Source organism: Actinomadura sp. NTSP31, from assembly GCF_041951385.1.
GTDB classification, from domain to species: Bacteria; Actinomycetota; Actinomycetes; order Streptosporangiales; family Streptosporangiaceae; genus Spirillospora; species Spirillospora napierensis.
The window spans coordinates 47,422-68,473 of record NZ_JBGNUT010000040.1 but is presented as its reverse complement, the minus strand read 5'-3'; the positions used below and the strand labels follow the sequence as shown (position 1 = coordinate 68,473).

General features: G+C 74.6%; 21 protein-coding genes. 10 read left to right on the top strand and 11 right to left on the bottom strand.

The features are described from left to right. Positions 1-239: 239 nt before the first annotated feature. Both ACA514_RS43005 and ACA514_RS43000 read left to right on the top strand, forming a co-directional pair. Positions 240-827, top strand: a complete 588-nt coding sequence (locus ACA514_RS43005) for a SigE family RNA polymerase sigma factor (protein WP_151538426.1) — start codon at positions 240-242, stop codon at positions 825-827. Continuing rightward, positions 824-1,531 carry a hypothetical protein gene (locus tag ACA514_RS43000; protein ID WP_375047240.1) on the top strand — a complete coding sequence of 236 codons (708 nt, stop codon included), beginning with the start codon at positions 824-826 and terminating at the stop codon, positions 1,529-1,531. Before ACA514_RS43005 ends, ACA514_RS43000 begins: the two co-directional genes overlap by 4 nt. A gap of 71 nt (positions 1,532-1,602) precedes the next feature. On the opposite strand, the gene ACA514_RS42995 is transcribed toward ACA514_RS43000, so the two are convergent. From ACA514_RS42995 to hrcA, 3 genes are all read right to left on the bottom strand, one after another. Next, the gene (locus tag ACA514_RS42995) at positions 1,603-2,334 is read right to left on the bottom strand and encodes a 16S rRNA (uracil(1498)-N(3))-methyltransferase (RefSeq protein WP_375047239.1); all 732 of its coding nucleotides are present in this window, start codon (positions 2,332-2,334) and stop codon (positions 1,603-1,605) included. A gap of 89 nt (positions 2,335-2,423) precedes the next feature. After that, positions 2,424-3,560 carry a molecular chaperone DnaJ gene (gene dnaJ, locus ACA514_RS42990; RefSeq protein WP_375047238.1) on the bottom strand — a complete coding sequence of 379 codons (1,137 nt, stop codon included), beginning with the start codon at positions 3,558-3,560 and terminating at the stop codon, positions 2,424-2,426. Continuing rightward, a complete protein-coding gene (gene hrcA, locus ACA514_RS42985) occupies positions 3,561-4,571 on the bottom strand; it encodes a heat-inducible transcriptional repressor HrcA (protein WP_375047237.1) in 1,011 nt (336 codons plus the stop codon). It lies immediately after the preceding gene. 188 nt (positions 4,572-4,759) lie between these two features. On the opposite strand from hrcA, the gene ACA514_RS42980 reads away from it, so the two are divergent. After that, positions 4,760-5,584, top strand: coding sequence for a DUF3097 domain-containing protein (locus ACA514_RS42980; RefSeq protein ID WP_375047236.1), 825 nt, complete (start codon positions 4,760-4,762; stop codon positions 5,582-5,584). 5 nt (positions 5,585-5,589) lie between these two features. Here the strand turns inward: ACA514_RS42980 and hemW are convergent, their stop codons facing one another. Continuing rightward, on the bottom strand, positions 5,590-6,798 hold the full coding sequence (gene hemW / locus ACA514_RS42975; protein ID WP_375047235.1) for a radical SAM family heme chaperone HemW: 1,209 nt from the start codon (positions 6,796-6,798) through the stop codon (positions 5,590-5,592). Between the two features lie 40 nt (positions 6,799-6,838). Further along, the gene (locus tag ACA514_RS42970; protein ID WP_375047234.1) at positions 6,839-7,279 is read right to left on the bottom strand and encodes a hypothetical protein; all 441 of its coding nucleotides are present in this window, start codon (positions 7,277-7,279) and stop codon (positions 6,839-6,841) included. Positions 7,280-7,546: 267 nt separating this feature from the next. Here ACA514_RS42970 and ACA514_RS42965 point away from each other — a divergent pair, with 267 nt between their 5' ends. From ACA514_RS42965 to ACA514_RS42955, 3 genes are all read left to right on the top strand, one after another. Next, a complete protein-coding gene (locus ACA514_RS42965; protein WP_375047233.1) occupies positions 7,547-8,458 on the top strand; it encodes a hypothetical protein in 912 nt (303 codons plus the stop codon). Between the two features lie 125 nt (positions 8,459-8,583). Beyond that, positions 8,584-9,987, top strand: a complete 1,404-nt coding sequence (locus ACA514_RS42960) for a hypothetical protein (RefSeq protein WP_375047232.1) — start codon at positions 8,584-8,586, stop codon at positions 9,985-9,987. 119 nt (positions 9,988-10,106) lie between these two features. Continuing rightward, the gene (locus ACA514_RS42955) at positions 10,107-10,679 is read left to right on the top strand and encodes a DUF4870 domain-containing protein (protein WP_375047231.1); all 573 of its coding nucleotides are present in this window, start codon (positions 10,107-10,109) and stop codon (positions 10,677-10,679) included. 36 nt (positions 10,680-10,715) lie between these two features. Here the strand turns inward: ACA514_RS42955 and lepA are convergent, their stop codons facing one another. Continuing rightward, positions 10,716-12,557: a translation elongation factor 4 gene (gene lepA / locus ACA514_RS42950; RefSeq protein ID WP_375047230.1), complete on the bottom strand. Its 1,842-nt coding sequence runs from the start codon at positions 12,555-12,557 to the stop codon at positions 10,716-10,718. 272 nt (positions 12,558-12,829) lie between these two features. On the opposite strand from lepA, the gene rpsT reads away from it, so the two are divergent. Both rpsT and ACA514_RS42940 read left to right on the top strand, forming a co-directional pair. Next, positions 12,830-13,099, top strand: coding sequence for a 30S ribosomal protein S20 (gene rpsT, locus ACA514_RS42945; protein ID WP_375047229.1), 270 nt, complete (start codon positions 12,830-12,832; stop codon positions 13,097-13,099). A 155-nt stretch (positions 13,100-13,254) separates the two neighbouring features. Beyond that, positions 13,255-13,788 (top strand): RNA 2'-phosphotransferase, encoded by a 534-nt coding sequence (locus ACA514_RS42940; protein ID WP_375047228.1) that lies wholly within the window; start codon positions 13,255-13,257, stop codon positions 13,786-13,788. Here the strand turns inward: ACA514_RS42940 and ACA514_RS42935 are convergent. Continuing rightward, a complete protein-coding gene (locus ACA514_RS42935; protein WP_375047227.1) occupies positions 13,733-14,257 on the bottom strand; it encodes a hypothetical protein in 525 nt (174 codons plus the stop codon). The genes ACA514_RS42940 and ACA514_RS42935 overlap by 56 nt on opposite strands. A gap of 69 nt (positions 14,258-14,326) precedes the next feature. On the opposite strand from ACA514_RS42935, the gene ACA514_RS42930 reads away from it, so the two are divergent. Both ACA514_RS42930 and ACA514_RS42925 read left to right on the top strand, forming a co-directional pair. Further along, on the top strand, positions 14,327-15,253 hold the full coding sequence (locus tag ACA514_RS42930) for a LysR substrate-binding domain-containing protein (protein ID WP_375047226.1): 927 nt from the start codon (positions 14,327-14,329) through the stop codon (positions 15,251-15,253). Continuing rightward, on the top strand, positions 15,193-15,612 hold the full coding sequence (locus tag ACA514_RS42925; protein WP_375047225.1) for an SRPBCC family protein: 420 nt from the start codon (positions 15,193-15,195) through the stop codon (positions 15,610-15,612). Before ACA514_RS42930 ends, ACA514_RS42925 begins: the two co-directional genes overlap by 61 nt. 105 nt (positions 15,613-15,717) lie before the next feature. Here the strand turns inward: ACA514_RS42925 and holA are convergent, their stop codons facing one another. The 4 genes from holA to ACA514_RS42905 form a co-directional block, all read right to left on the bottom strand. Beyond that, on the bottom strand, positions 15,718-16,644 hold the full coding sequence (gene holA / locus ACA514_RS42920; protein WP_375047224.1) for a DNA polymerase III subunit delta: 927 nt from the start codon (positions 16,642-16,644) through the stop codon (positions 15,718-15,720). Positions 16,645-16,808: 164 nt separating this feature from the next. Next, positions 16,809-19,286, bottom strand: coding sequence for a ComEC/Rec2 family competence protein (locus ACA514_RS42915; protein ID WP_375047223.1), 2,478 nt, complete (start codon positions 19,284-19,286; stop codon positions 16,809-16,811). Then, on the bottom strand, positions 19,283-20,095 hold the full coding sequence (locus ACA514_RS42910; protein WP_375047222.1) for a helix-hairpin-helix domain-containing protein: 813 nt from the start codon (positions 20,093-20,095) through the stop codon (positions 19,283-19,285). The genes ACA514_RS42915 and ACA514_RS42910 overlap by 4 nt, the downstream gene beginning before the upstream one ends. Positions 20,096-20,195: 100 nt before the next feature. After that, on the bottom strand, positions 20,196-21,041 hold the full coding sequence (locus tag ACA514_RS42905; RefSeq protein ID WP_375047221.1) for a DegV family protein: 846 nt from the start codon (positions 21,039-21,041) through the stop codon (positions 20,196-20,198). Positions 21,042-21,052 lie beyond the last annotated feature (11 nt).

Here is a 21,052-nt window from a genome sequence, read left to right as displayed (position 1 = left end):
GATGGCCCGCGACGCCCCAAGATCGCTAAGGTTTCGGCGTCGATCTCCGGTTGTCGAGCCGATTCCGACCGGCCACTGGTTAAGGTTGTCAACTCAGGGCGTACCCCCCGGTCCGAGGGCGTTGCCGCGCGCTCGCGCGGGTGGGGGAAACCCGATTCGATGCCGGCCCGGAGGGGCGTCCGAATGGGCGGCCGGGGCACGGTGAAGGCGGCGGATAGGTGACCGAGGTCCTCAAGAACATGCCCTTTCGTAAACCCAACGGCGAGGGTGCGCGTCCCACTGACGTGACCGAGACCCTCGTGGCCAGGGGAACGGCGGGGGCCGTGGCCGTCGCCTGGGACGCCGATCAGGCGGTGACCGCGCTCTACAGCGCCAACTACCGCTCGCTCGTGCGTCTCGCCGCCATGCTCGTGCGCGACTCCGGGACGGCCGAAGAGGTCGTCCAGGACGCGTTCGTGGCGATGCACGGCGGCTGGCGCCGCCTGCGCGACCCCGACAAGGCCCTGTCGTACCTGCGCCAGTCCGTGGTCAACCGGTCGCGATCGGTGCTGCGGCACCGCGCCGTCGTCGAGAAGTACGCCCCGAAGGGGCTGCCGGACGCGCCGAGCGCGGAGGCCGGGGCGATCGGCGAGCTGGAGCGCTCGGCGGTGATCGACGCGCTCTCCCGGCTCCCCGCCCGCCAGCGGGAGGCGCTCGTCCTGCGCTACTACGCCGATCTGTCCGAAGCGGAGATCGCCAACGCCATGGGGATCTCCCGAGGCGCCGTGAAGAGTCATACGGCGCGCGGCATGACCGCGCTACGCAACGTCCTGGAGCAGTTCTCATGACCACCGACCCCCACGACGAGCACGGCGAGATCCTCCGCCGCGCCCTGCACGCGGAGGCGGACTCGGTCACCCCCGCCGACGACGGCCTGGAGCGCATCCGGGCCCGCGTCGCCGACCCGCGCCGCCGGCGCTGGTTCGGCATGGAGCGGTTCGGCACGGCCTGGTACGGGCTGGACCGGTTCGCCGTGACCTGGGCGCGGCCCGCGCTCGCCGTGGCCGCCGCCGTGGCGATAGCCGGCCTCGGCGTGACCGCGCCGCACACGATCGACCTGATCCAGCACTCGGTCGGCAGCAACGGGCCGTCGGGCGACGACCGCGACGCCCACGCCGGCGACCGCCTCGACTCCCGGGGCAACCCGATCGTGCCCGGCTCCGCCAAGCCGTCGCAGCCGGACGCGTCCGGGTCGCCGAGCCCGTCGGCGTCGTCGTCCCCGTCGACCTCGTCCGGGCCCACGCCGTGCGGCTCCGGGCCGGCGGTCACCGGCGCGACGGCGTCCCCGTCGTCCGGCTCCTCGAAACAGGGCGCGAAGGCGTCCGCGTCGCCGTGCCCGAGCGGCAGCCCGACCACGAGCCCGACGCCGACGCAGACGCCGACGACGCCTCCGCCGTCCACGCCGGAGCAGCCGACCGAGCAGCCGACGCCGCCCGCCAGCACCGCCCCGGCCACCACCGCCGACGAGGGTTCCGGCGCCTCCGCGCCCTGACCGCCCGACCGTCCGGCCCGGGCGCGCCCGACCGTCCGGCCCGGGCGGTCAGTGGGTAGGCCGGCCGCGGGTCACCAGCGGCCGGCGGCGGCCATCAGCACGGACGCGGCGGCGACCCCGGCGGTCGAGGTGCGCAGGACGGTCGGGCCGAGCCGGACGGGACGTCCGCCCGCGGCGGCGAAACGATCGAGCTCCTCCTCGGCGATCCCGCCCTCCGGGCCGACCACCAGGACGATGTCGCCGTCCGCGGGGGGCCGCACGGCGCTCAGCCGCTCCTCGGCGTCCTCGTGCAGGACGAGCGCGAGCGGCGCGGCGGCGATCAGGTCGGCGACGCCGGCGGTGGACGCGAGGTCCGGCACCTCCGGCAGCCGGCTGCGGCGGGCCTGCTTGGCGGCCTCGCGGGCGGTCACACGCCACCGTCCGAGCGCCTTTTCCCGCCGTTCCGGGCGCCACCGGGTGACGCACCGGGCCGCCGCCCACGGGACGATCTCGTCGACGCCGGCCTCGGTCATGGTCTCCACCGCCAGCTCGCCCCGGTCGCCCTTCGGCAGCGCCTGGACGACCACGAGCCGCGGCGCGGGCGCCGGCTCGACGCGGCGGGCCAGCACGTCCAGGGTGAGGGACGCGCGGTCGGCGGCGGCGACGACGCACTCGGCGAGCAGCCCGGCCCCGTCGGTCAGGTCGACGCGCTCGCCCGGCCGCAGCCGGCGCACGGCGGCGGCGTGCCGGCCCTCGGGGCCGTCCAGCACGACCCGGTCGGCGCGCAGCCGGCCCGGGTCGGCGAGGAACACCGGCGGACTCATCCCACTCCCCCCGGGCCGCCGCCCGCGCGCCCGCCGGGGGCCGGCGGCACGCCGTCGCGGCCCTCGCGGTAGGCCGTCGCGGTGGCTCTTCAGTGCTGGTTGAAAACGTCCCGCAGACGCGAGAACATGCCGCGCTGCCCCGGCGCGAACTTGCCGGGCGGGCGCTCCTCGCCGCGCAGCGCGGCGAGCCGGCGCAGCAGTTCCTCCTGCTCCTCGTCGAGCCGGTGCGGCGTCTCCACGTTCACGTGGATCATCAGGTCGCCGCGGCCGCTCTCGTTGAGGTGCCGCACGCCCCGGTTGTAGAGCGTGATGACCTGGCCGGACTGGGTGCCGGGCTTGATGTCGATCTCCTCGGCGGCGTCCAGGGTCTCGACCGTGACGCTGGTGCCGAGCGCGGCGGCGGTCATCGGGATCTCGACCGTGCAGTGCAGGTCGTCGCCCTCCCGCTCGAAGATCGGGTGCGGCTTCTCGGCGATCTCCAGGAACAGGTCGCCGGGCGGGCCGCCGCCCGGGCCGACCTCGCCCTCGCCGGCCAGCTGGATGTGGATGCCGTTCTCCACGCCCGCCGGGATCTTGACCTTGACGGTGCGCCGGGTGCGGACCCGGCCGTCGCCGGAGCACTCGGTGCACGGGTGCCGGATCACCGAGCCGAACCCGCCGCACGCGGGGCACGGCCGGGCCGTCATGACCTGGCCGAGGAAGGAGCGCTGCACCTGCTGGACCTCGCCGCGGCCGTGGCAGGTGTCGCAGGTCTCCGGGTGCGTGCCGGGAGCGCAGCCCGACCCCTCGCAGGTGGCGCAGGCGACCGCGGTGTCGATGGACAGCTCGCGGGTCGTGCCGAACGCGGTCTCCGCCAGGTCCAGCTCGACGCGCAGCGTCGCGTTGCGGCCGCGGCGCGCCCGGGACCGGGGGCCGCGGGACGCCGAGGTGCCGAAGAAGGCGTCCATGATGTCGCTGAACGGGAACCCGGCGCCGCCGAAGCCGCCGGCCCCCGCGCCCGCGCCGCCCGGCGCGAACGGGTCCGCGCCGAGGTCGTACATCTCGCGCTTCTTGGGGTCGGAGAGCACCTCGTAGGCCTGGGTGATCTCTTTGAACTTCTCCTGCGTCTCCGGGTCGGGGTTGACGTCCGGGTGCAGCTCGCGGGCGAGCCGCCGGTACGCCTTCTTGACCTCGTCGGCGCTGGCGTCCCGGCGGACGCCGAGGGTCGCGTAGTAGTCGTTGGCCACTTACGACCCCGCCAGGATCTGTCCCACGTAGCGTGCCACTGCCCGTACCGCTCCCATCGTGCCGGGGTAATCCATGCGTGTCGGCCCGAGTACGCCGAGCCGGGCCAAGGTGAGGTCGCCGACGCCGTAGTCGGCCGCGACGACCGAGGTCGATCGGAGCCCCTCGTCGGGGTTCTCGGTGCCGATCCGCACCGTAAGAGTAGAGGAGTCGCCGGTCTCGCCGAGCAGCCGCATGAGCACGACCTGTTCCTCCAGCGCCACCAGCACCTCCCGCAGGCTCTGCGAGAAGTCGACCGCGGCCAGGTTCGCCGCCCCGGCGAAGACGATCTTCTCCTCGTGGTTCTCGACGAGCGTCTCCAGCAGGACCGACAGGACCGCGGCGGCGACCGGCCGCTCGTCCGGGCCCACCTTGTCCGGCAGGTCCGCGACGGCCGAGGGCACCTCGCCGAAGCCCAGCCCGTCCAGGCACGTATTGAGCAACGCCCGCAGGTGCCCCACCGATTCCTCGGAGATCGCCCCCGTCTCGATGACGCGCTGCTCCACCCGGCCGGTGTTGGTGATCAGCACGAGCAGCAGCCGGCCCTCGGCGACCGGGACCAGCTCCACGTGCCGCACCGACGAGCGGGTCAGCGACGGGTACTGCACGACCGCGACCTGCCGCGTCAGCTGCGCCAGCAGCCGGACGGTGCGGCCGACGACGTCGTCGAGGTCGTAGGCGCCGGACAGGAACGTCTCGATCGCGCGGCGCTCCGCGATCGACAGCGGCTTGATCGTGGACAGCCGGTCGACGAACAGCCGGTATCCCTTGTCGGTGGGGACGCGTCCCGCGCTGGTGTGCGGCTGGGCGATGTACCCCTGCTCCTCCAGCACGGCCATGTCGTTGCGGATGGTGGCCGAGGACACGCCGAGGTTGTGCCGGTCCACGAGGGCCTTGGAGCCCACCGGTTCGTTCGTCGAAACGTAGTCCTCGACTATGGCGCGCAGCACCGCGAGCTTCCGGTCGTCAAGCACCCGGTCACCTCCTTCTGCACCTTCCACAGGTCCTCACGTCCAGATATACCGCCGACTGGGCGTTGCTGGCACTCCGTACTCCCGAGTGCCAAGTGTACGGCCCGGCGGGGACGTTCCGGGGGTCCGCGGACGCCCTCGCGAGGGCGCGCGGCTGCGTGATCTTATCCTTCCCGTTAGGGTGCGGAGCCGTGCGGAGCGAGAAGTACGGAAACGACGTGCTCGGCGGGGACTGGCGCAGGCCTCGCAAGGGGCGGATTCCCGAGATCCCGGCGGAGCCGGGGCTGGTCGCCGAGGACCCGGACAGCGGCTTCTGCGGCGCCGTGGTCGGCTGCGACAAGTTCGGCGTCACGCTGGAGGACCGGTTCGGCAAGCGCCGGGTGTTCCCGCTGACCAAGGCCGGGTTCCTGATCGACGGCAAGCCGGTCACCCTCGTCCGGCCGGCCGCGGGGCCGGCCGCCCCGGCCCGCTCGGCGTCCGGGTCCATCGCGGTCCAGGGGCTGCGCGCGCAGGTCGCCAAGGAGAGCCGGATCTACGTGGAGGGCGTCCACGACGCCGAGCTGGTCGAGAAGATCTGGGGGCACGACCTGCGCGTCGAGGGCGTCGTGGTCGAGTACCTGGAGGGCGTGGACGACCTGCCCGCCATCGTCGAGGAGTTCGGCCCCGAGGAGGGCCGCCGCCTCGGCGTCCTGGTCGACCATCTCGTGGCGGGGTCCAAGGAGAGCCGGATCGCCGCCCGGGTGTCGTCCCCGCACGTCCTGGTGACCGGCCACCCGTTCATCGACATCTGGGAGGCCGTCAAGCCCGCGGCCGTCGGCATCCCCGCCTGGCCCCGCGTCCCCCGCGGCGTCCCGTGGAAGGAGGGCGTCGTCGAGGCTCTCGGCTGGGACTGCGAGACGGGCGCGGCCTGGAAGCGCATCCTCGGCTCCGTCGGCGCCTACACCGACCTCGAACCCGCCCTCCTCGGCCGCGTGGAGGAGCTCATCGACTTCGTGACGGCGCCGGCGCAGTCCTGATCAGGTCAGGTCAGGTCGCGGGTCACGGCGTCGGCCAGGAGGCGGCCGCGGCGGGTGAGGACGGCGCGGCCCCGCTCGTAGGGCGCCGGGTCGATGAGGCCGTCGGCGATGGCGCGCCGGACGGCGCCGTCGTCCAGCAGGTCGGCGGGGCAGCCGTCGGCGAGGCGGAGTTCGAGCATGATCCGCTCGATGCGGCGGTCGTCGGCGCCGAGGATCTCGCGCGCGTGCGCGGGGGTGGTGCCCTCGGCGAGGCGCGCGGCGTAGGCGGCGGGGTGCTTGACGTTCCACCAGCGGGTGCCGCCGACGTGGCTGTGCGCGCCCGGGCCGACGCCCCACCAGTCCGCGGCCGTCCAGTACAGGACGTTGTGGCGGCAGGCGGCCTCGGGGGACGAGGCCCAGTTCGAGATCTCGTACCAGTGCAGGCCGTGCGCACTCAGGAGCTCGTCGGCGATCAGGTAGCGGTCGGCCATGGCGTCGTCGTCCGGGGCGGCGAGTTCACCGCGCCGGACCTGCGCCGCCAGGCGGGTGCCCTCTTCGACTATGAGCGCGTAGGCGGACACGTGGTCGGGGTCGCATGCGAGGGCGGCCTCCAGGGACGCGCGCCAGTCGTCGTCGGTCTCCCCGGGCGTCCCGTAGATGAGGTCGAGGTTGATGTGCTCGAAGCCCGCCTTGCGCGTCCATTCGACGACCTGCGGGACGCGGCCGGGCGTGTGGGTGCGCTCCAGGACGGCGAGGACGTGCTCGCGCGCGCTCTGCATGCCGTACGAGACGCGGGTGAACCCGACCTCGCGCAACCTCGCCACGTACGCCTCGTCCACCGATTCGGGGTTGGCCTCGGTGGTGACCTCGGCGCCGGGCGCGAGACCGAACTCGGTGTCGATGGCCGCGAGGACGCGCCCCAGGTCGTCCGGCGAGAGCAGGGTGGGCGTACCGCCGCCTACGAAGACCGTCTGGACGGGGAGGTCCGCGTCGCCGAGCACCTTGCGCGCCATGCGGACCTCGGCGATGGCGGTGTCGGCGTAGGAGTCGCGGCTCGCGCCCGGACCGAGTTCGGTGGCCGTGTAGGTGTTGAAGTCGCAGTATCCGCAGCGCGTCACGCAGAACGGCACGTGGACGTAGAACGCGAACGGCCGTGTGCCCAGGCCGTGCAGGGCGCTGCCGGGCAGCGCTCCGTCGGCGGGTACGGGGGCTCCGTCGGGCAGCGTAGAGGGCACCTCTACAGTCTGCCGCCCCCGGCCGGATGGTCCGTCCGGGTCAGGCCTGGTCGAGCTTGCGGCGGAGCCAGCCGGGGATGTGCGCGTCGGTGCGGGGGAAGCGGTCGAGGTCCAGCGCGTAGGCGGACGGGGTGAGCGGCGGGGTGAAGTCGGGTTCGCCGTCGTAGTCGAACTCGGCGCTGAACCGGCCGGAGCGCTCGATCTCCAGCCGGGCGGTGAACCAGGCGCCCTTGCCCCGCCGGTACATGACGCGGCGCAGCTCGTCCATCTTCCCGACGGCCTGGCCCGGCGGCATGGCCTGGCGGCGCTCGCCGTCGGCGTCCTCGACCTCGAAGGACGCGCTGTCGATGCCGACGGTGGCGCGGAACTCGAAGCCGAGCCGCTCCCAGCCCTGGGGCGCGGCCGACCGCAGCGCGCGCACGGCGCCGTTCACGGTCTCGCGCTCCTGCGGGGAGCGCAGGACCTGCTCGGAGTGGGTCACGCTCGAACCTCCGGTACCGTCGTGGCCGCTCGTTCCGACGGCGGCCGGACCGGGGCGCCGGGCCGTCCCGCCGGGACGCACTGCCCCCGACCGTACCGACATCCGCGCGAGGATCGAGCAGCGCCGGCCGTGTCGCGGCGAAACCGCCGGCCGCGTTCCGCGCCCAGCCGGGACGATCTTGGTCGAGCCGGGCGCCGGCGCGGGGACGGCGGCGGCACGGGCCGCGCCGGCGCGTGCCGCCCCTCCTGGCCGGATAGGGTCGTCCGAATGCGGAACGAGGGGCCGGTGGACTGGGGGCGCGTGCCCGCGCGGGTACTGCTGCGCGGCGGCCCCGAGGGATGGCACTACGTCGTCGTGGACGACAAGGGCGCGGAGCGGCGCACCGCGGTCGAGGGCCCCGGCACCCGCTGGCAGACCGGCGGTCGCCGCGACCCCGAGCCGCCGTGGTGGCCGCGCCGGCTCGCCGAGACGGCCGAGGGGCTACGCGCCGCGATCGCCGAGCGGCTGACCGACGCCACCTTCGCGGACCTGGGCGCGGAGGCGGCGATCACCTGGTTCGCGGTGGACGACCCGGTCGAGTGGGAGGGCCTGGTCACGCTGCGGGAGGCCGACCCGGCGCGGTTCCCGGGGCGCGTCGCGCCGTTCGTGATCGACCTGGAGCCGGGGCGCGGGGCCCTGCTCCCCGGCGCCCACCTGCTGTTCAGCACGCCGGCGACGGACGCCTGGACGACCCTCGCCGCCGTCGCCGAGCGGTGCGGCACGCCGCCGCCGAGGGCGCAGTTCCTGTGCGGATGGGCCGATCACCGCAGCGTCCGGGTGGGGCGCGGGGTGCTGTCGCTGTCGACGGAGCGGTCCGCGACCGGCGAAGAGCGGGTCGCGGAGATCTGCGGCACGCGGCGGCCCGGCTGGAGCGGCAACCCGGAGATGCGGTTCCGGCTGGACGGCATCGACCTGCTGGACGAGCCGGCCGGCGATGTGACCGCGCTGCTGTCCGAGCTGGGACGCGAGGTCGTGCGGCGGGGGCGGGCGGTGCGGCTGCCCGCGCTGGGGCTCACGCTCCACGGGCCGGACGACCGCGCCGCGGGCCCGTCCCCGCTGCGCCATGAGGGGCGCGAGCGGTTCGCGGGCGTGTCGATGCAGCTGCCGGCCTCCCTGGTCCCGCTCTGGAGCACCGCCTGACCCGTCGCGGTCCGGCGACCGGGACGGGCCGCGGGGGGTGGCCGAGTTCGCCGCAACGATCCCGACACGCACCGGGGACCTGCCCGTCACCGGCGCGCAATCCGGCCGCCCTAGGTTCGCCGATCATGAGAAGCCGTGCACGTCACACAGCCCTCGCCCTGACCACCGCCGCCCTCGCCGCCGCTCCCCTCGCCGCCGTCGCGGCCCCGGCCGAGGCCGCCGCCCCGCGGACCCTCGACGTCCACCGGGGCGGGCCCGCCCGCTCGTTCGCCTTCTCCGCCGGGCGCGGCGGAGAGGCCCTGATCGGCTTCACCGCGTCCGCGCCCGGCGTCTCGTGGGCGACGAAGGGCGCCGAGTCCGCCGTGGTGTCCATCGCGGTGGACGGCCGCCACGTCACCGACCTCGTCGTCCCCTCATCCGACCCGACGCCCCGCAGCCTCGCCCTCGGCCACGTCGACCGAGGCAGGCACAAGGTCACGCTCCGGTTCGCCAAGGGAAGCGCGCCGGCCGCCCGCAGCGTGCGGCTGGCGCGTCCGAGCGTCCGGATGCCTTCCGCCGACCAGCTCGTCCTGCGCTACGCGCCCGTCGTGGTCGGACGGACCCTGGCGGCGACCGGCGACGCGTACCAGAACGCCACCACCGACACCCCCCTCATCGCCTGGCACGAGACCAAGCCCGCCGCGACCCCCGGCCACAAGATCCTCGAATACTCGGTCGTCTGGAGCAACGAGGACGGCGGGACGGACACGCCCGCGCTCATGGCCCGCTGGGGCCGCACCACCGACATCGAGTGGATCTACCGCGTCGAGGTCGACGCCAAGGGCAACCGGGTGGACGGCACCGGCGTCTACCAGGCGCCCGAGCACGCGACGCTGCAGTTCACCGGCAAGTACGAGGCCGACCATCCGCTACTGCAGACGTGCACGGTGAACAACAACATGTGCGACGCCGTCACGCCGGACGCGCCGCTGCGCTTCACGCCGGACGTGACGGCGACGCGGCCGGACGACCGCACCCGCGAGTACGTCATGGACCAGCAGCCGTGGACGTACCGGGTCATGGCGCAGGAGATGCTCCGCGAGGGCAAGATCGAGAGCCCGTCCGACCCCGCGACGACGGCGGTCGGCGACCAGCGCACCTACCTGTTCGTCGAGTTCGCCAAGACGACCGGCGCCGCCACCGGGACCGGCTCGGTGCCGGGCGTGGCGCTCGGCGTGCGGTTGAAGTCCGACCCGTCGCGGCTCTACCGGTCCGACCACGACCAGCCGACGTGGTCGATCGACCGGGACGGGCCGGTCGCGACGACGGTCGAGCTGCCGGAGGGCACGGCGGCGTCCGACATCGCGAGCGTCGAGGCGATCCGGCGGCCCATCGGGCTCGGCGACAACGGCGCGCCCGCCACCGTCACCGCGATCAAGCGGGGGTTCTTCCTCGACTCCTCGTACCTGCCGCAGAAGTCGTTCCTGGACTGGACGGGCTCCGTGACGCTCACCCCGCAGAGCCCGTCGGGAGTCCTCTGGCGGCCCTGACGGCCCCGCGCCGGCGGCGGGGACAGGAAAGGCGGGAAACCGGACGAACTCCGGGCGCGTCGAAGGAGTCGTACACTTCGCCGACACCTCGCTCAGCGACCCCGGAGAGGACACCCGCCATGGCCTACGGGCCTCCCCCGCCGCCCGGCCCGGGCCCGCAGCCCGGATGGCAGCAGCCCCAGCAACCGCAGCAGCCGCCGTCCCAGCAGCAGAGCCCCTGGCAGCAGCCCGGATCGGCGTGGCAGCAGCCGCAGCAGCCTCCCCAGCCGGGCGCGGCGTGGCAGCAGCCGCAGCCACCCGGTCAGGCGTGGCAGCAGGCGCCGCAGGGGCGCGGCACGACGCCGCTGCCGGGCCATTACGGCCCCGTCAGCGACGACGACAGGACCTGGTCGCTGATGGCCTACCTCGGCCAGTTCCTCGTCGGCGCCATCGCCCCCGGCATCGTGTACCTCGGCAAGGCGCGCTCGCCGTTCGTCCGGCGGCACGCCGCGCAGGGCCTCAACATCGGCATCGCGGCGATCGCGGTCTGGATCGTCGGCGGCCTGCTCTCGCTCGCCGTCGAGGTCCTGATCTGGGTGCCGCTGCTGTTCACCGCGGTCGTGCTGTTCTTCCTGGTGTACGCCGCGCGGGCGGCCAACCGCGGCGAGTTCCGCGCGGTGCCCGCCGTCGTCGCCTGGCCTCTGATCAAATAGCGGCCCGCCCGCCCGGCCCGCCGGGCGGGCGGAGGGCTACTTGCGGCCCTTGTCGGCGGACTCGCCGCCGGTGGACAGCGCGGCGACGAACGCCTCCTGCGGGACGTCCACCCGGCCGATCGTCTTCATCCGCTTCTTGCCCTCCTTCTGCTTCTCCAGCAGCTTGCGCTTGCGGGAGATGTCGCCGCCGTAGCACTTGGCGAGGACGTCCTTGCGGATGGCGCGGATGTTCTCGCGCGCGATGATGCGCGCGCCGATCGCGGCCTGGATGGGCACCTCGTACTGCTGCCGCGGGATGAGCTCCTTGAGCTTCGCGGTCATCATCAGCCCGTACTCGCGCGACTTGTCCTTGTGCACGATCTGGCTGAAGGCGTCCACCGACTCGCCCTGCAGCAGGATGTCGACCTTCACCAGGTCGGACTCCTGCTCACCGCTCGGCTCGTAGTCCAGCGAGGCGTACCCGCGGGTCCGCGACTTCAGCTGGTCGAAGAAGTCGAAGATGATCTCGGCGAGGGGCAGCGTGTAGCGGATCTCGACCCGGTCCTCCGACAGGTAGTCCATGCCGAGCAGCACCCCGCGCCGCCCCTGGCACAGCTCCATGATCGCGCCGATGTGGTCGCTCGGGGACAGCAGCGTCGCCCTCACGACCGGCTCGTACACCTCGCCGATCTTGCCTTCGGGGAACTCGCTGGGGTTGGTGACGGTGTGCTCGGAGCCGTCCTCCATCACCACCCGGTACACCACGTTCGGCGCGGTGGAGATCAGCGACAGGCCGAACTCGCGCTCCAGCCGCTCCCGCACGATCTCCATGTGCAGCAGGCCGAGGAAGCCGCAGCGGAAGCCGAAGCCGAGCGCCGCCGACGTCTCCGGCTCGTAGACCAGCGCCGCGTCGTTCAGCTGCAGCTTGTCGAGGGCGTCGCGCAGTTCCGGATACTCGTCGCCGTCCACCGGGTACAGGCCGGAGAACACCATCGGCTTCGGGTCCCGGTAGCCGCCGAGCGCGTCCGGCGCCGGACGGCCCGCGACCGTCACCGTGTCGCCGACCCGCGCCTGCCGGACGTCCTTCACCCCGCTGATCAGGTAGCCGACCTCGCCGACGCCGAGCCCCTGCACGGGCTTCGGCTCCGGGGAGATGACGCCGACCTCCAGGGTCTCGTGCGCGGTCCCCGTCGACATCATCAGGCTCTTCTCGCGGCGCGACAGCCGCCCGTCCATGATCCGGACGTAGGAGACCACGCCGCGGTAGGTGTCGTACACCGAGTCGAAGATCAGCGCGCGGGCCGGGCCGTCCGGGTCGCCGACCGGCGCCGGCACGTCCTGGACGATCTTGTCGAGCAGCTCGCGCACGCCCTCGCCGGTCTTGCCCGACACCCGCAGCACCTCGGACGGGTCGCAGCCGATGATCCCGGCCAGCTCCTCGGCGTACTTCTCCGGCTGCGCCGCGGGCAGGTCGATCTTGTTCAGCACCGGGATCAGGTGCAGGTCGGCCTCCAGGGCCAGGTACAGGTTGGCGAGCGTCTGCGCCTCGATGCCCTGCGCCGCGTCCACCAGCAGCACGGCGCCCTCGCACGCCGCCAGCGACCGCGACACCTCGTAGGAGAAGTCGACGTGGCCGGGCGTGTCGATCAGGTTCAGCACGTAGTCGGTGCCGGCCGCGCTCCAGGGCAGCCGGACGGCCTGACTCTTGATCGTGATGCCGCGCTCGCGCTCGATGTCCATCCGGTCGAGGTACTGGGCGCGCATCTGGCGCTCCTCGACCACGCCGGTCAACTGCAGCATGCGGTCCGCGAGCGTCGACTTGCCATGGTCGATGTGCGCGATGATGCAGAAGTTGCGGATGATCGCGGGATCGGTCTTGTCAGGCTCAGGCGCTGGCACCGGGGTCCGTTCGCAAACTCACTGGTGGACAATGATTCTGTACGTCCCATAGTCCCATGCCGGGCGCGATGCTCAGTGCACGCCCTCCGGAGCGGCTGACGCACGCCCGCGACCTGCCGGTTCGCGGTGCGCGAGCACGGTTGGTAGGCTGTGCGACTGCGTGTGGCGTAGCGTCGTGCCCCGGGGGCACCGTCCGCCCCCCGTCAGACATCCCTGTTCGCGCCTGCCGAGACGGCAGGCCATGATCGCAACCAAGGCTGAGGCACTACGACGTGGCTAACATCAAGTCCCAGATCAAGCGGAACAAGCAGAACGAGAAGGCGCGGCTGCGCAACAAGGCCGTCAAGTCCGAGCTGAAGACCGCGATCCGCAAGTTCCGCGAGGCCGCCGAGGCCGGTGAGGTCGAGACGGCCGTCGCCGCGCAGCGCACCGCCGCCCGGAAGCTGGACAAGGCCGTCAGCAAGGGCGTCATCCACAAGAACCAGGCGGCCAACCGCAAGTCGGCCATCGCCAAGCAGGCCGCGGCCCTGCAGGCCAAGTAAGCACGGCGCGACCCGAGGTTCACCGCGCACGCCCGGGGCCGGTCCATCGCGACCGGCCCTGACGCATGCCCGGAAACCGGCGGTGCGCGCGGGCGGGCGAGTTCAGCGGCGGCGGGCGAGTTCGGCGAAGGCGGCGGGGAGGCGGTCGCGGACCCATGGACGCGCGGCGCACGGTGAAGATCTCCAAGTATCTCGCCAAGCACCTGCGGCACCGCCCCGAGCGCATCGGCCTCGCCCTCGACGCCGGGGGCTGGGCCCGCGTCCCCGACCTGCTCGACGCCGCCGCTCGGCACGGCTTCCCGATCACGCGCGCCGAGCTGGAACACGTGGTCGCCGTCAACGACAAGCGGCGCTACGCCCTCGACGGCGACCGGATCCGGGCCGTCCAGGGCCACAGCGTCGAGGTCGACCTCGGCCTTCCGGTGGTCCCGCCGCCCGCCCTGCTTTACCACGGCACGCCGGAGCGCCATGTCGAGTCGATCCGGCGCGAGGGGCTGCGGCCGATGGGCCGGCACGCCGTCCACCTGTCCGCCGACCCCGAGACGGCCCGGCGCGTCGGCGCGCGCCGCGGGGCGCCCGTCGTCCTGGTCGTCGAGGCCGGGCGGATGGCCGCGGGCGGCCACGAGTTCCGCGTCAGCGCGAACGGCGTCTGGCTCGCGGCCGCGGTGCCGCCGGAATATCTTCGCTGATCAGCCGGGCGTCCGCCCACGACGGGACGTGCCGCACCCAGTCCGGCACGTCGCCCTTCTGCGCCCCGAACAGGTACCGGTGCGGGACGACCTCGCGGATCGCCCGGTGCACGTCCAGCCGGTCGTCGATCATGTGGGTGATCCCGAGTTCCGCGCAGTGCAGCGCCTTCTCCGGCCGCTTCCGGCAGAACCGCACGTTCCCTTTGGGCAGCCCGGTCCGGCCGTAGAAGTCATGGTGGTCGAGCCATGCCAGCGTCCGCTCGCGGATCCGGTCGCCGCACTTGGAGATGATCCACGCGCGTCCGCCGAACGCGTCCACGAGCCCCGGCAGGACGTCGTACACGCCGTCCGCCGCCGGGGACGCCATCGCCGCCGCGAAGGACCCGCCGAGGAAGGCCGTGTCGTCGGTCCCCCGGGCCGAGACTCCCTGGATGACGCGGCCGAAGTCGATGCCGAGACGAGGTTCCATGCCTCGACCCTGGCCTCGTCGCGGCTAGAACGGAACTATCGATCACTCGGCCGTCTATAGTTCTGCGCTATGGAACTGAGCCGTCTGTCGACCGACGCGCTCGCCTCCTTCGCCGCGTTCGCCGACCGCCTCAACTTCACCCGCGCCGCCGAGGACCTGCGCATCTCCCAGCCGGCCCTGCATGTCAAGATCCGCAAGCTCGGCGAGACCCTCGGCCGCCCCCTCTACACCCGGCACGGCCGCCGCATCGCGCTGACCCCGGCGGGCGAGGCCGTCGCCCGCCTCGCCCGCGACCTCGACGCCCGGGTGACCGCCTTCCTCGCCGACCTCGACGGCACCGCCCCGTCCCGCCTCCCGGTCCTCGCCGCCGGCGAGGGCGCCTACCTCTACCTGCTCGGCGACGCCGTCCGGCACGGCGTCCGGCTGGTCAACGGCGACCGGGCCCGCACCCTCACCGCCGTCCGCACCGGCCGCGCCGACCTCGGCGTCGCCGTCCTGGACGTCCTGCCGTCCGACCTCGAGGCCGTCCCGCTGGCCGCGTACCCGCAGGCCCTCGCCGTCCCGGACGACCACCCGCTCGCCGGCCGCCGCTCGTTGGCCCTCGCCGACCTCGCCGGCGCGTCCCTGGTCGTCCCGCCGCCGTCCGGCCCGCACCGCGTCGCCCTGGAACGCGCCCTGCGCGCCGCCGGGGTCCCGTGGACGGCCGCCGTCGAGGCCGAGGGCTGGCCGCTGCTGCTGCACTTCGTGTCGCTGCGCGCCGGGCTCGCCGTCGTGAACGGCTGCGTCGTTCCTCCCCCGGGGATCGTCCTCCGCGAGATCATCGACCTGCCGGCCGTCCCCTACTACGCCGTCCACCTGCCGGGCCGCGGCGACGACCCGCTCGTCGCCGGCCCGCTGACCAGGATCCGCACCGCGCTGAGCACCGGGAGCCCACCATGCACTTCGAGGTCACCGTCGACATCGACGCCGCCCCCGAGACCGTCTGGAACCTGCTGAAGGACGTCGAACGCTGGCCTGACATGACCGCCTCGATGAGCGCCGTCGAACTGCTCGACACCCCGCTCGCCGAAGGCTCGCGCGCCCGCGTCCGCCAGCCCGGCATGCCCGCCGCCGTCTGGACGGTCACCGCGTTCACCGAGAACGAGAACTTCACCTGGCGGTCGCGCTCCCCCGGCGTCACCACCACCGGCGGCCACGAGGTCCGCCCCGGCCCGTCCGGCGGCACCACCGTCCGCCTCACCCTCGACCAGACCGGCCCCCTGGCCCCGCTGATCGCCCTTCTCCTGGGCTCCCGGACCCGCCGCTACGTCACCATGGAGGCCAACGGCCTCAAAGCCGCCGCCGAGTCCTCCTGACCGCCGACCCAGCCCACCGCACCGCAAGTACCACCAACACGACGCCCCAGACGGTCACACCAACCCGGCGCCCCGGACGGTCACCGACCGGGAGGGGGACGGCGGTCAGCCGCGGGCGGCGACGATGTCGGCGACGGTCTTCTCCAGCGCGTAGGCGGGGTCGGCGGCGCCGCCCTTGACCTGCGCGTCGGCCTCGGCCACGGCGGTCAGGGCACGCGCCACGCCGTCGCCCGACCAGCCGCGCAGCTGCCTCTGCACGCGCTCGATCTTCCACGGCGGCATCCCGAGGTCCTTGGCGAGCGCGGCGCCGCGGGCTCCCCGCGGCGCGCCGCCGACCTTGGCGAGGCCGCGGACGCCCTGCGCCAGCGCACTGACGATCAGCACCGGCGCCACTCCCGTGGCGAGCGCCCACCGCAGCTGCTCCAGCGCCTCCGCCAGCTGCCCCTCGATCGCCTTGTCCGCGACCGTGAACCCGCTGACCTCGGCGCGGCCGCGGTAGTAGCGGGCGACGGCGGCGTCGTCGACCTTCCCGCCGGTGTCGGAGACGAGCTGGCTGCACGCGGCGGCCAGCTCGCGCAGGTCGTTGCCCACGGCCTCCAGCAGCCCGCGCGCCGCGTCCACCGAGATCTTCCCGCCCGCCCGGCGGATCTCCGCCCGGACGAAGTCGACCCGCTCCCCCATCTTGGTCACCTTCGGGCAGGAGATCTTGCGCGCCTTCAGCTTCGTCAGCCCGTCGACCAGCACCTTGCCCTTGGCGCCGCCGTGGTGGACGGCCACGAGCACCACGTCCTCGGCGGGGTCGCGGGCGTAGGTGAGCACCTCGGCGGTCAGGTCCTTGCCCAGGTCCTGCGCGGACCGGATCACGAGCACCTTCCCGCCGCCGAAGAGCGACGGCGACGTCAGCTCCGAGATCCGGCCGGGCTCCAGCCCGCCGGGCGCGAGGTCGATCACCTCGGCCTCCGGGTCCCCCGCCCGCACGGACGCCGCGACCTCGCCGATCGCCCGCTCCACGAGCAGCTCTTCGTCTCCCACGATCAGGATGATGGCCTCGACCGACACCCCAGCAGCATGCCACGCCCCGCCCCCTCCCCGCGCCACCTCGCCCCCGCTCCCCTGACGACACGGCCGCCGAATTCAGTAGCCCGGGGGGTGGATCAGTGGCGGGGGGGATGGCTCAGTGGCGGGCGGGTGGTGGATCAGTGGCGGGGGACGGCGGCGGGGCCCGCCCTGGTGCGGACGATGGCGATGTCTCCGTCCTGGTCGGTGCGGTGGACTTGGGTGTGGAGGCGGCCGAGGAGGGCGAGGGTGGACGGGGACGGGTGGCCGTAGTCGTTGTCCCGGCCGACGGACACGAGGGAGATGGACGCGTGGGCGGCGGCCAGGAAGCGGGGGTCCTGGGTGCGGGATCCGTGGTGCGGGACCTTGAGCACCTGGACGCGGGGGACGCTCGTTTCCAGGGCGCGCTGTGCGTCGGTCTCGACGTCGCCGGCGAGCAGGGCGCTGAAGCCGGGGCGCCGGGCCACGAGGACGATGCTGGCGTTGTTGATCGTGGTGCCGTCGTCCTGCGGTGACAGGGCCGGGCCGGTGCTCGGCGCGAGGACCGCGAGGGTGAGGTCGCCGACGCGCCATTGCCGGCCGGCGAGTGCCGGACGGGCCGGCAGGCCCGCGATGAAGCGGTTCTCGGCACCGTCGGTGAGGGGTGTCCTGAGGACCTCGCGGACGGTGCGGCCGTGCCGGACGCCGGACGTCCCGCCGATGTGGTCGGCGTGCGGATGGGTGAGGACCAGCAGCGGCACGTCCGTCACCCGGAGGCGGGAGAGGCAGCGGTCGACCGGGGCGGGGTCGGGGCCGGCGTCCACGACGACGGCGCGGCCGGGCCCGGCGGCGAGCGCCAGCGCGTCGCCCTGGCCGACGTCGCAGGCGACCATCTGCCAGCCCGGTGGCGGCCAGCCGGGGGCCGTCACCCGCAGGACGACGACGGCGACCAGCACGCCCGCCGTCGCGGCGACCGCGACCAGGCGCAGGCGGGGACTGCGGAGGATCAGCACGGCGACGCCGCCCGCCAGCAGCAGGGTGACCGCGCCCAGCCCGCCGCCGGTCCACGGTACGGTCGCGTAGGGCAGCGCGGCGGCGGTGCGGGCGACCCGGATGATCCATCCGGCGGCGAGGCCCGCGGGCCACACCACCAGGCGGGCGACCGGCAGCGACACCGGCGCGACGGCGGCGCCGAGGGCGCCCAGCAGCGTCGCGGGCGCGACGGCGGGGGCGGCCAGTATGTTCGCCGGCAGGGACACCACCCCGACCTCGCCCGAGAGCATCACCAGGACCGGTGCCACGGCCACCTCGGCGGCCGCCGCGACGGCGAGGGCGTCCGCGAGCGGGCCGGGCAGGCGGCGCGCGAAGCGCTCCCGCCAGGGCGGCGCGAGGACCAGCAGGCCCGCCGTCGCGAGCACCGAGAGGGCGAAGCCGTACGAGCGCGCCAGCTCCGGGTCGATCAGGACGAGCAGCAGCACGGCGGCGCACAGCGCGGGCACGCCCTGCCGGGGACGTCCGGTGAACAGCGCGAGCAGCGCCACCAGTCCCATGACCGTGGCCCGCAGGACGCTCGGGTCCGGCCGGGCGACCACCACGAACGCGGCCACCGCCACGGCCGCGACCGGCGGGGCGCGCCGGCGGCCGAGGCCGGTGACGCGGCACAGCCACAGGACCGCGCCGATCACGATCGCCAGGTTGGCGCCGGACACGACGAGGAGGTGGCTCAGCCCCGCGGCGCGAAAGTCGTCGGCGAGGGCCGGGGCCAGCCGGGACGTGTCGCCGTCGACCATGCCGGGCAGGACGCCCCGCTGGTCGGGCGGGAGCCGGTCGGTCGCCGCGCGCAGCCGCTCGCGGATCCTCTCCGCAGCCCGCTGGACCGTGGACGGACCGCCCAGCACCGCCGGCGGGCCGCGCACGATCACCACCGCGGCGAGCAGCTCGGCGCCGCGCGGCTCGTCGAACCGGCCGCGCAGCCGCACCCGCTGGCTCGGCAGCAGCCCGAGCCAGCGCCGGTCATGGGCGATCAGGAGCACCGGCACGCGCACCTCGGCCCCCGCGACCGCCTCCACCCGCGCCCGGACGATCACCATCGGCGGCCCGCCGCCCTTCCCGGCCCGCGGATCGCCGGTGAGGACCACTTCTGCCGTCGCCGTCCCGCCCGTCCGGGCGAGCGCGCGGACGGGCCCGGTGCCTACGGCGGTCGCCCGGAACGCGACCGCGGTCGCGGACGCGGCCACGCAGACCAGCACCATCCCCAGCAGGCGCCGGTCGAGCATCCGTGCGGTCCCGAGCACGCCGGCCCTGTTCGGGAGCGCGCTCAGCACAGCGGTCGCCGGTCGCTCACCTGCGAGCATCGATCCCGCTGACGCCCGCGCCCCACCCGCAGGCATCCGCCGCTCGCGACCGCCCGGCCCCGGTCCGGTCTCGATCGGTGAGCCGACGGGCTCGTCGGCCCGCCGCGGCTCCGGGGCGGGAGGTGCGGTGTTCCGGGGGCGGCGGGACTTAGTGAGGAGGTAGACGGCGGTGGCGGTCGTGGTGGCGGCGACGGTCCAGGTGAGGGCGGTGGGTACGCCGATCGTCAGGGCCGCGGTGATCCAGGCGGCGAGGGCCGGCGCGGCGAGGCGGAGGTCGTGGGTCATACCCGCACCATCGGCTTCAGGTCGGCGAGGCGGCGGGCCCCGATGCCGGTGACGTCCTGGAGCTGGTCGACCGAGCGGAAGCCGCCGTGCTGGGTGCGGTAGTCGATGATGCGCTGGGCGAGGACCGGGCCCACCCCCGGGAGCTGGTCGAGCTGGCCGGCGGTGGCGGTGTTCAGGTCGATGGGGGTACCGGGGGCGGACGCGGCGCCGGCGGCGGGAGGCGCCTCGCCGGCCGGCGGTGGCACGCCGGGGGCGGGCGAGGGCAGCCGGACGCCCACCGGGATCTGCTCGCCGTCCACGAGCTTGCGGGCGAGGTTGAGGGTGCCGGTGCGGGCGCCGGGACGCACCCCGCCCGCGGCCTTGATGGCCTCCGCCACGCGGGAGCCGGACGGGAGCGTGACCACCCCGGGGTGCCCGACCTTGCCCAGGACGTGCACGACGACGGTGCCCGCCGGGCTCGCGGCGCCGGCGGGGACGGCCGCGGGCGACGGGCCGGACGGCCCGGACGGCGCCGGGGCGTCGGCGGACGCCTCGACCGGGGCGGCGTCCGCGCCACCGGGCGCCGGATCCGGGCGGGGGCGGGCCAGCCAGAGATACCCCGCCGCGACCAGGGCGGCGACCACCGCGATGACGGCCAGGACGCGCACGTTCGCCTTCTCCGGCCCGGACCGCAGCCGGGCGGAGGGCGGCTGAACGAGGGGCGGTTGCCCCGCCGTCGACTGCCCCGGCGTCGACTGCGCGGGCGGCGGCTGGGCGGAGGGCGGCCTCAGCCGGTCGACGAGGGTCTGGAGGCGGTCGTTGGCGGTCATGAGGCCGACGCTAGGCGCGCCGCCCACCCGCCGGCAGGCCCGCCGGGAAATGTGGATAACTCTCGCCCGGCCCTGCCTGAGCAGGGCTTTCACGGCAAGGTCACAGGTGCGGAGCGATCACCACGCCGAGCATGCCCGGGCCCACGTGGGCGCCGATGACCGGTCCGACCTCGCCGACGTAGACGTCCTCGACGTGCGGGATGCGCTCGCGCAGCCGGGCGGCGAGGACGTCCGCGCGCCCCGCGGCGGCGAGGTGCTGGACGCCGAGGTCGACGCGGCGGGCGCCGGCCTGCTCGACGGCGAGCTCCTCCAGCCGGGCGAGCGCCCGCGCGGCCGTGCGCACCTTCTCCAGCGGCATGATCCGCCCGCCCGCGATGTCCAGCAGCGGTTTGACCATGAGGGCGGAGCCGAACAGTGCCCCGGCGGCGCCGATCCGGCCGCCGCGGCGCAGATGCTCCAGCGTGTCGACGTAGATGAGCGACCGGGACATTCCGGCGCGGCGCTGCGCCGCGTCGGCGGCGGCGTCGGCGTCCCCGCCCGCCATCGCCGCGGCGGCCGCGGACAGGGCGGCCAGCCCGAGTCCCATGCCGATGGTCCCGCTGTCGACCACGCGGACGGGGACGGGCGCGTTCTCGGCCGCGAGCCGGGCCGCCGCCGACGTCCCGGACATGGCCGCCGAGAGGTGCACGGACACCACCGCCTCCGCGCCGGCCTCCGCGGCGGCCGCGTAGGCCTGGGCGAACCGTCCGGGCGAGGGGCGGGACGTGGTGACCGGGCGCCGGTCCCGCAGCGCCCGGACGGCCTCGGCGCCGCTGATGTCGCCCTCGTCCCGCATGGCGCCGCCCAGGGAGATCTGCAGGGGGACGACGGTCAGCCCGTGGCGTTCGGCGAGCCCCGGCGGGAGGTAGGCGGTCGAGTCCGTGACGATCGCGACGGCGCTGCCCATGAACGCGACAT

Excerpts from the sequence above, each read along its gene's own strand:
- ACA514_RS43005 (WP_151538426.1), top strand. The coding sequence starts at position 240 with ATGCCCTTTCGTAAACCCAACGGCGAGGGTGCGCGTCCCACTGACGTG.
- ACA514_RS43000 (WP_375047240.1), top strand. The coding sequence starts at position 824 with ATGACCACCGACCCCCACGACGAGCACGGCGAGATCCTCCGCCGCGCC.
- ACA514_RS42995 (WP_375047239.1), bottom strand. The coding sequence starts at position 2,334 with ATGAGTCCGCCGGTGTTCCTCGCCGACCCGGGCCGGCTGCGCGCCGAC.
- ACA514_RS42965 (WP_375047233.1), top strand. The coding sequence starts at position 7,547 with ATGCGGAACGAGGGGCCGGTGGACTGGGGGCGCGTGCCCGCGCGGGTA.
- ACA514_RS42960 (WP_375047232.1), top strand. The coding sequence starts at position 8,584 with ATGAGAAGCCGTGCACGTCACACAGCCCTCGCCCTGACCACCGCCGCC.
- ACA514_RS42955 (WP_375047231.1), top strand. The coding sequence starts at position 10,107 with ATGGCCTACGGGCCTCCCCCGCCGCCCGGCCCGGGCCCGCAGCCCGGA.
- ACA514_RS42940 (WP_375047228.1), top strand. The coding sequence starts at position 13,255 with ATGGACGCGCGGCGCACGGTGAAGATCTCCAAGTATCTCGCCAAGCAC.
- ACA514_RS42935 (WP_375047227.1), bottom strand. The coding sequence starts at position 14,257 with ATGGAACCTCGTCTCGGCATCGACTTCGGCCGCGTCATCCAGGGAGTC.
- ACA514_RS42930 (WP_375047226.1), top strand. The coding sequence starts at position 14,327 with ATGGAACTGAGCCGTCTGTCGACCGACGCGCTCGCCTCCTTCGCCGCG.
- ACA514_RS42925 (WP_375047225.1), top strand. The coding sequence starts at position 15,193 with ATGCACTTCGAGGTCACCGTCGACATCGACGCCGCCCCCGAGACCGTC.
- ACA514_RS42915 (WP_375047223.1), bottom strand. The coding sequence starts at position 19,286 with ATGACCCACGACCTCCGCCTCGCCGCGCCGGCCCTCGCCGCCTGGATC.
- ACA514_RS42910 (WP_375047222.1), bottom strand. The coding sequence starts at position 20,095 with ATGACCGCCAACGACCGCCTCCAGACCCTCGTCGACCGGCTGAGGCCG.
- ACA514_RS42905 (WP_375047221.1), bottom strand. The coding sequence starts at position 21,041 with ATGGGCAGCGCCGTCGCGATCGTCACGGACTCGACCGCCTACCTCCCG.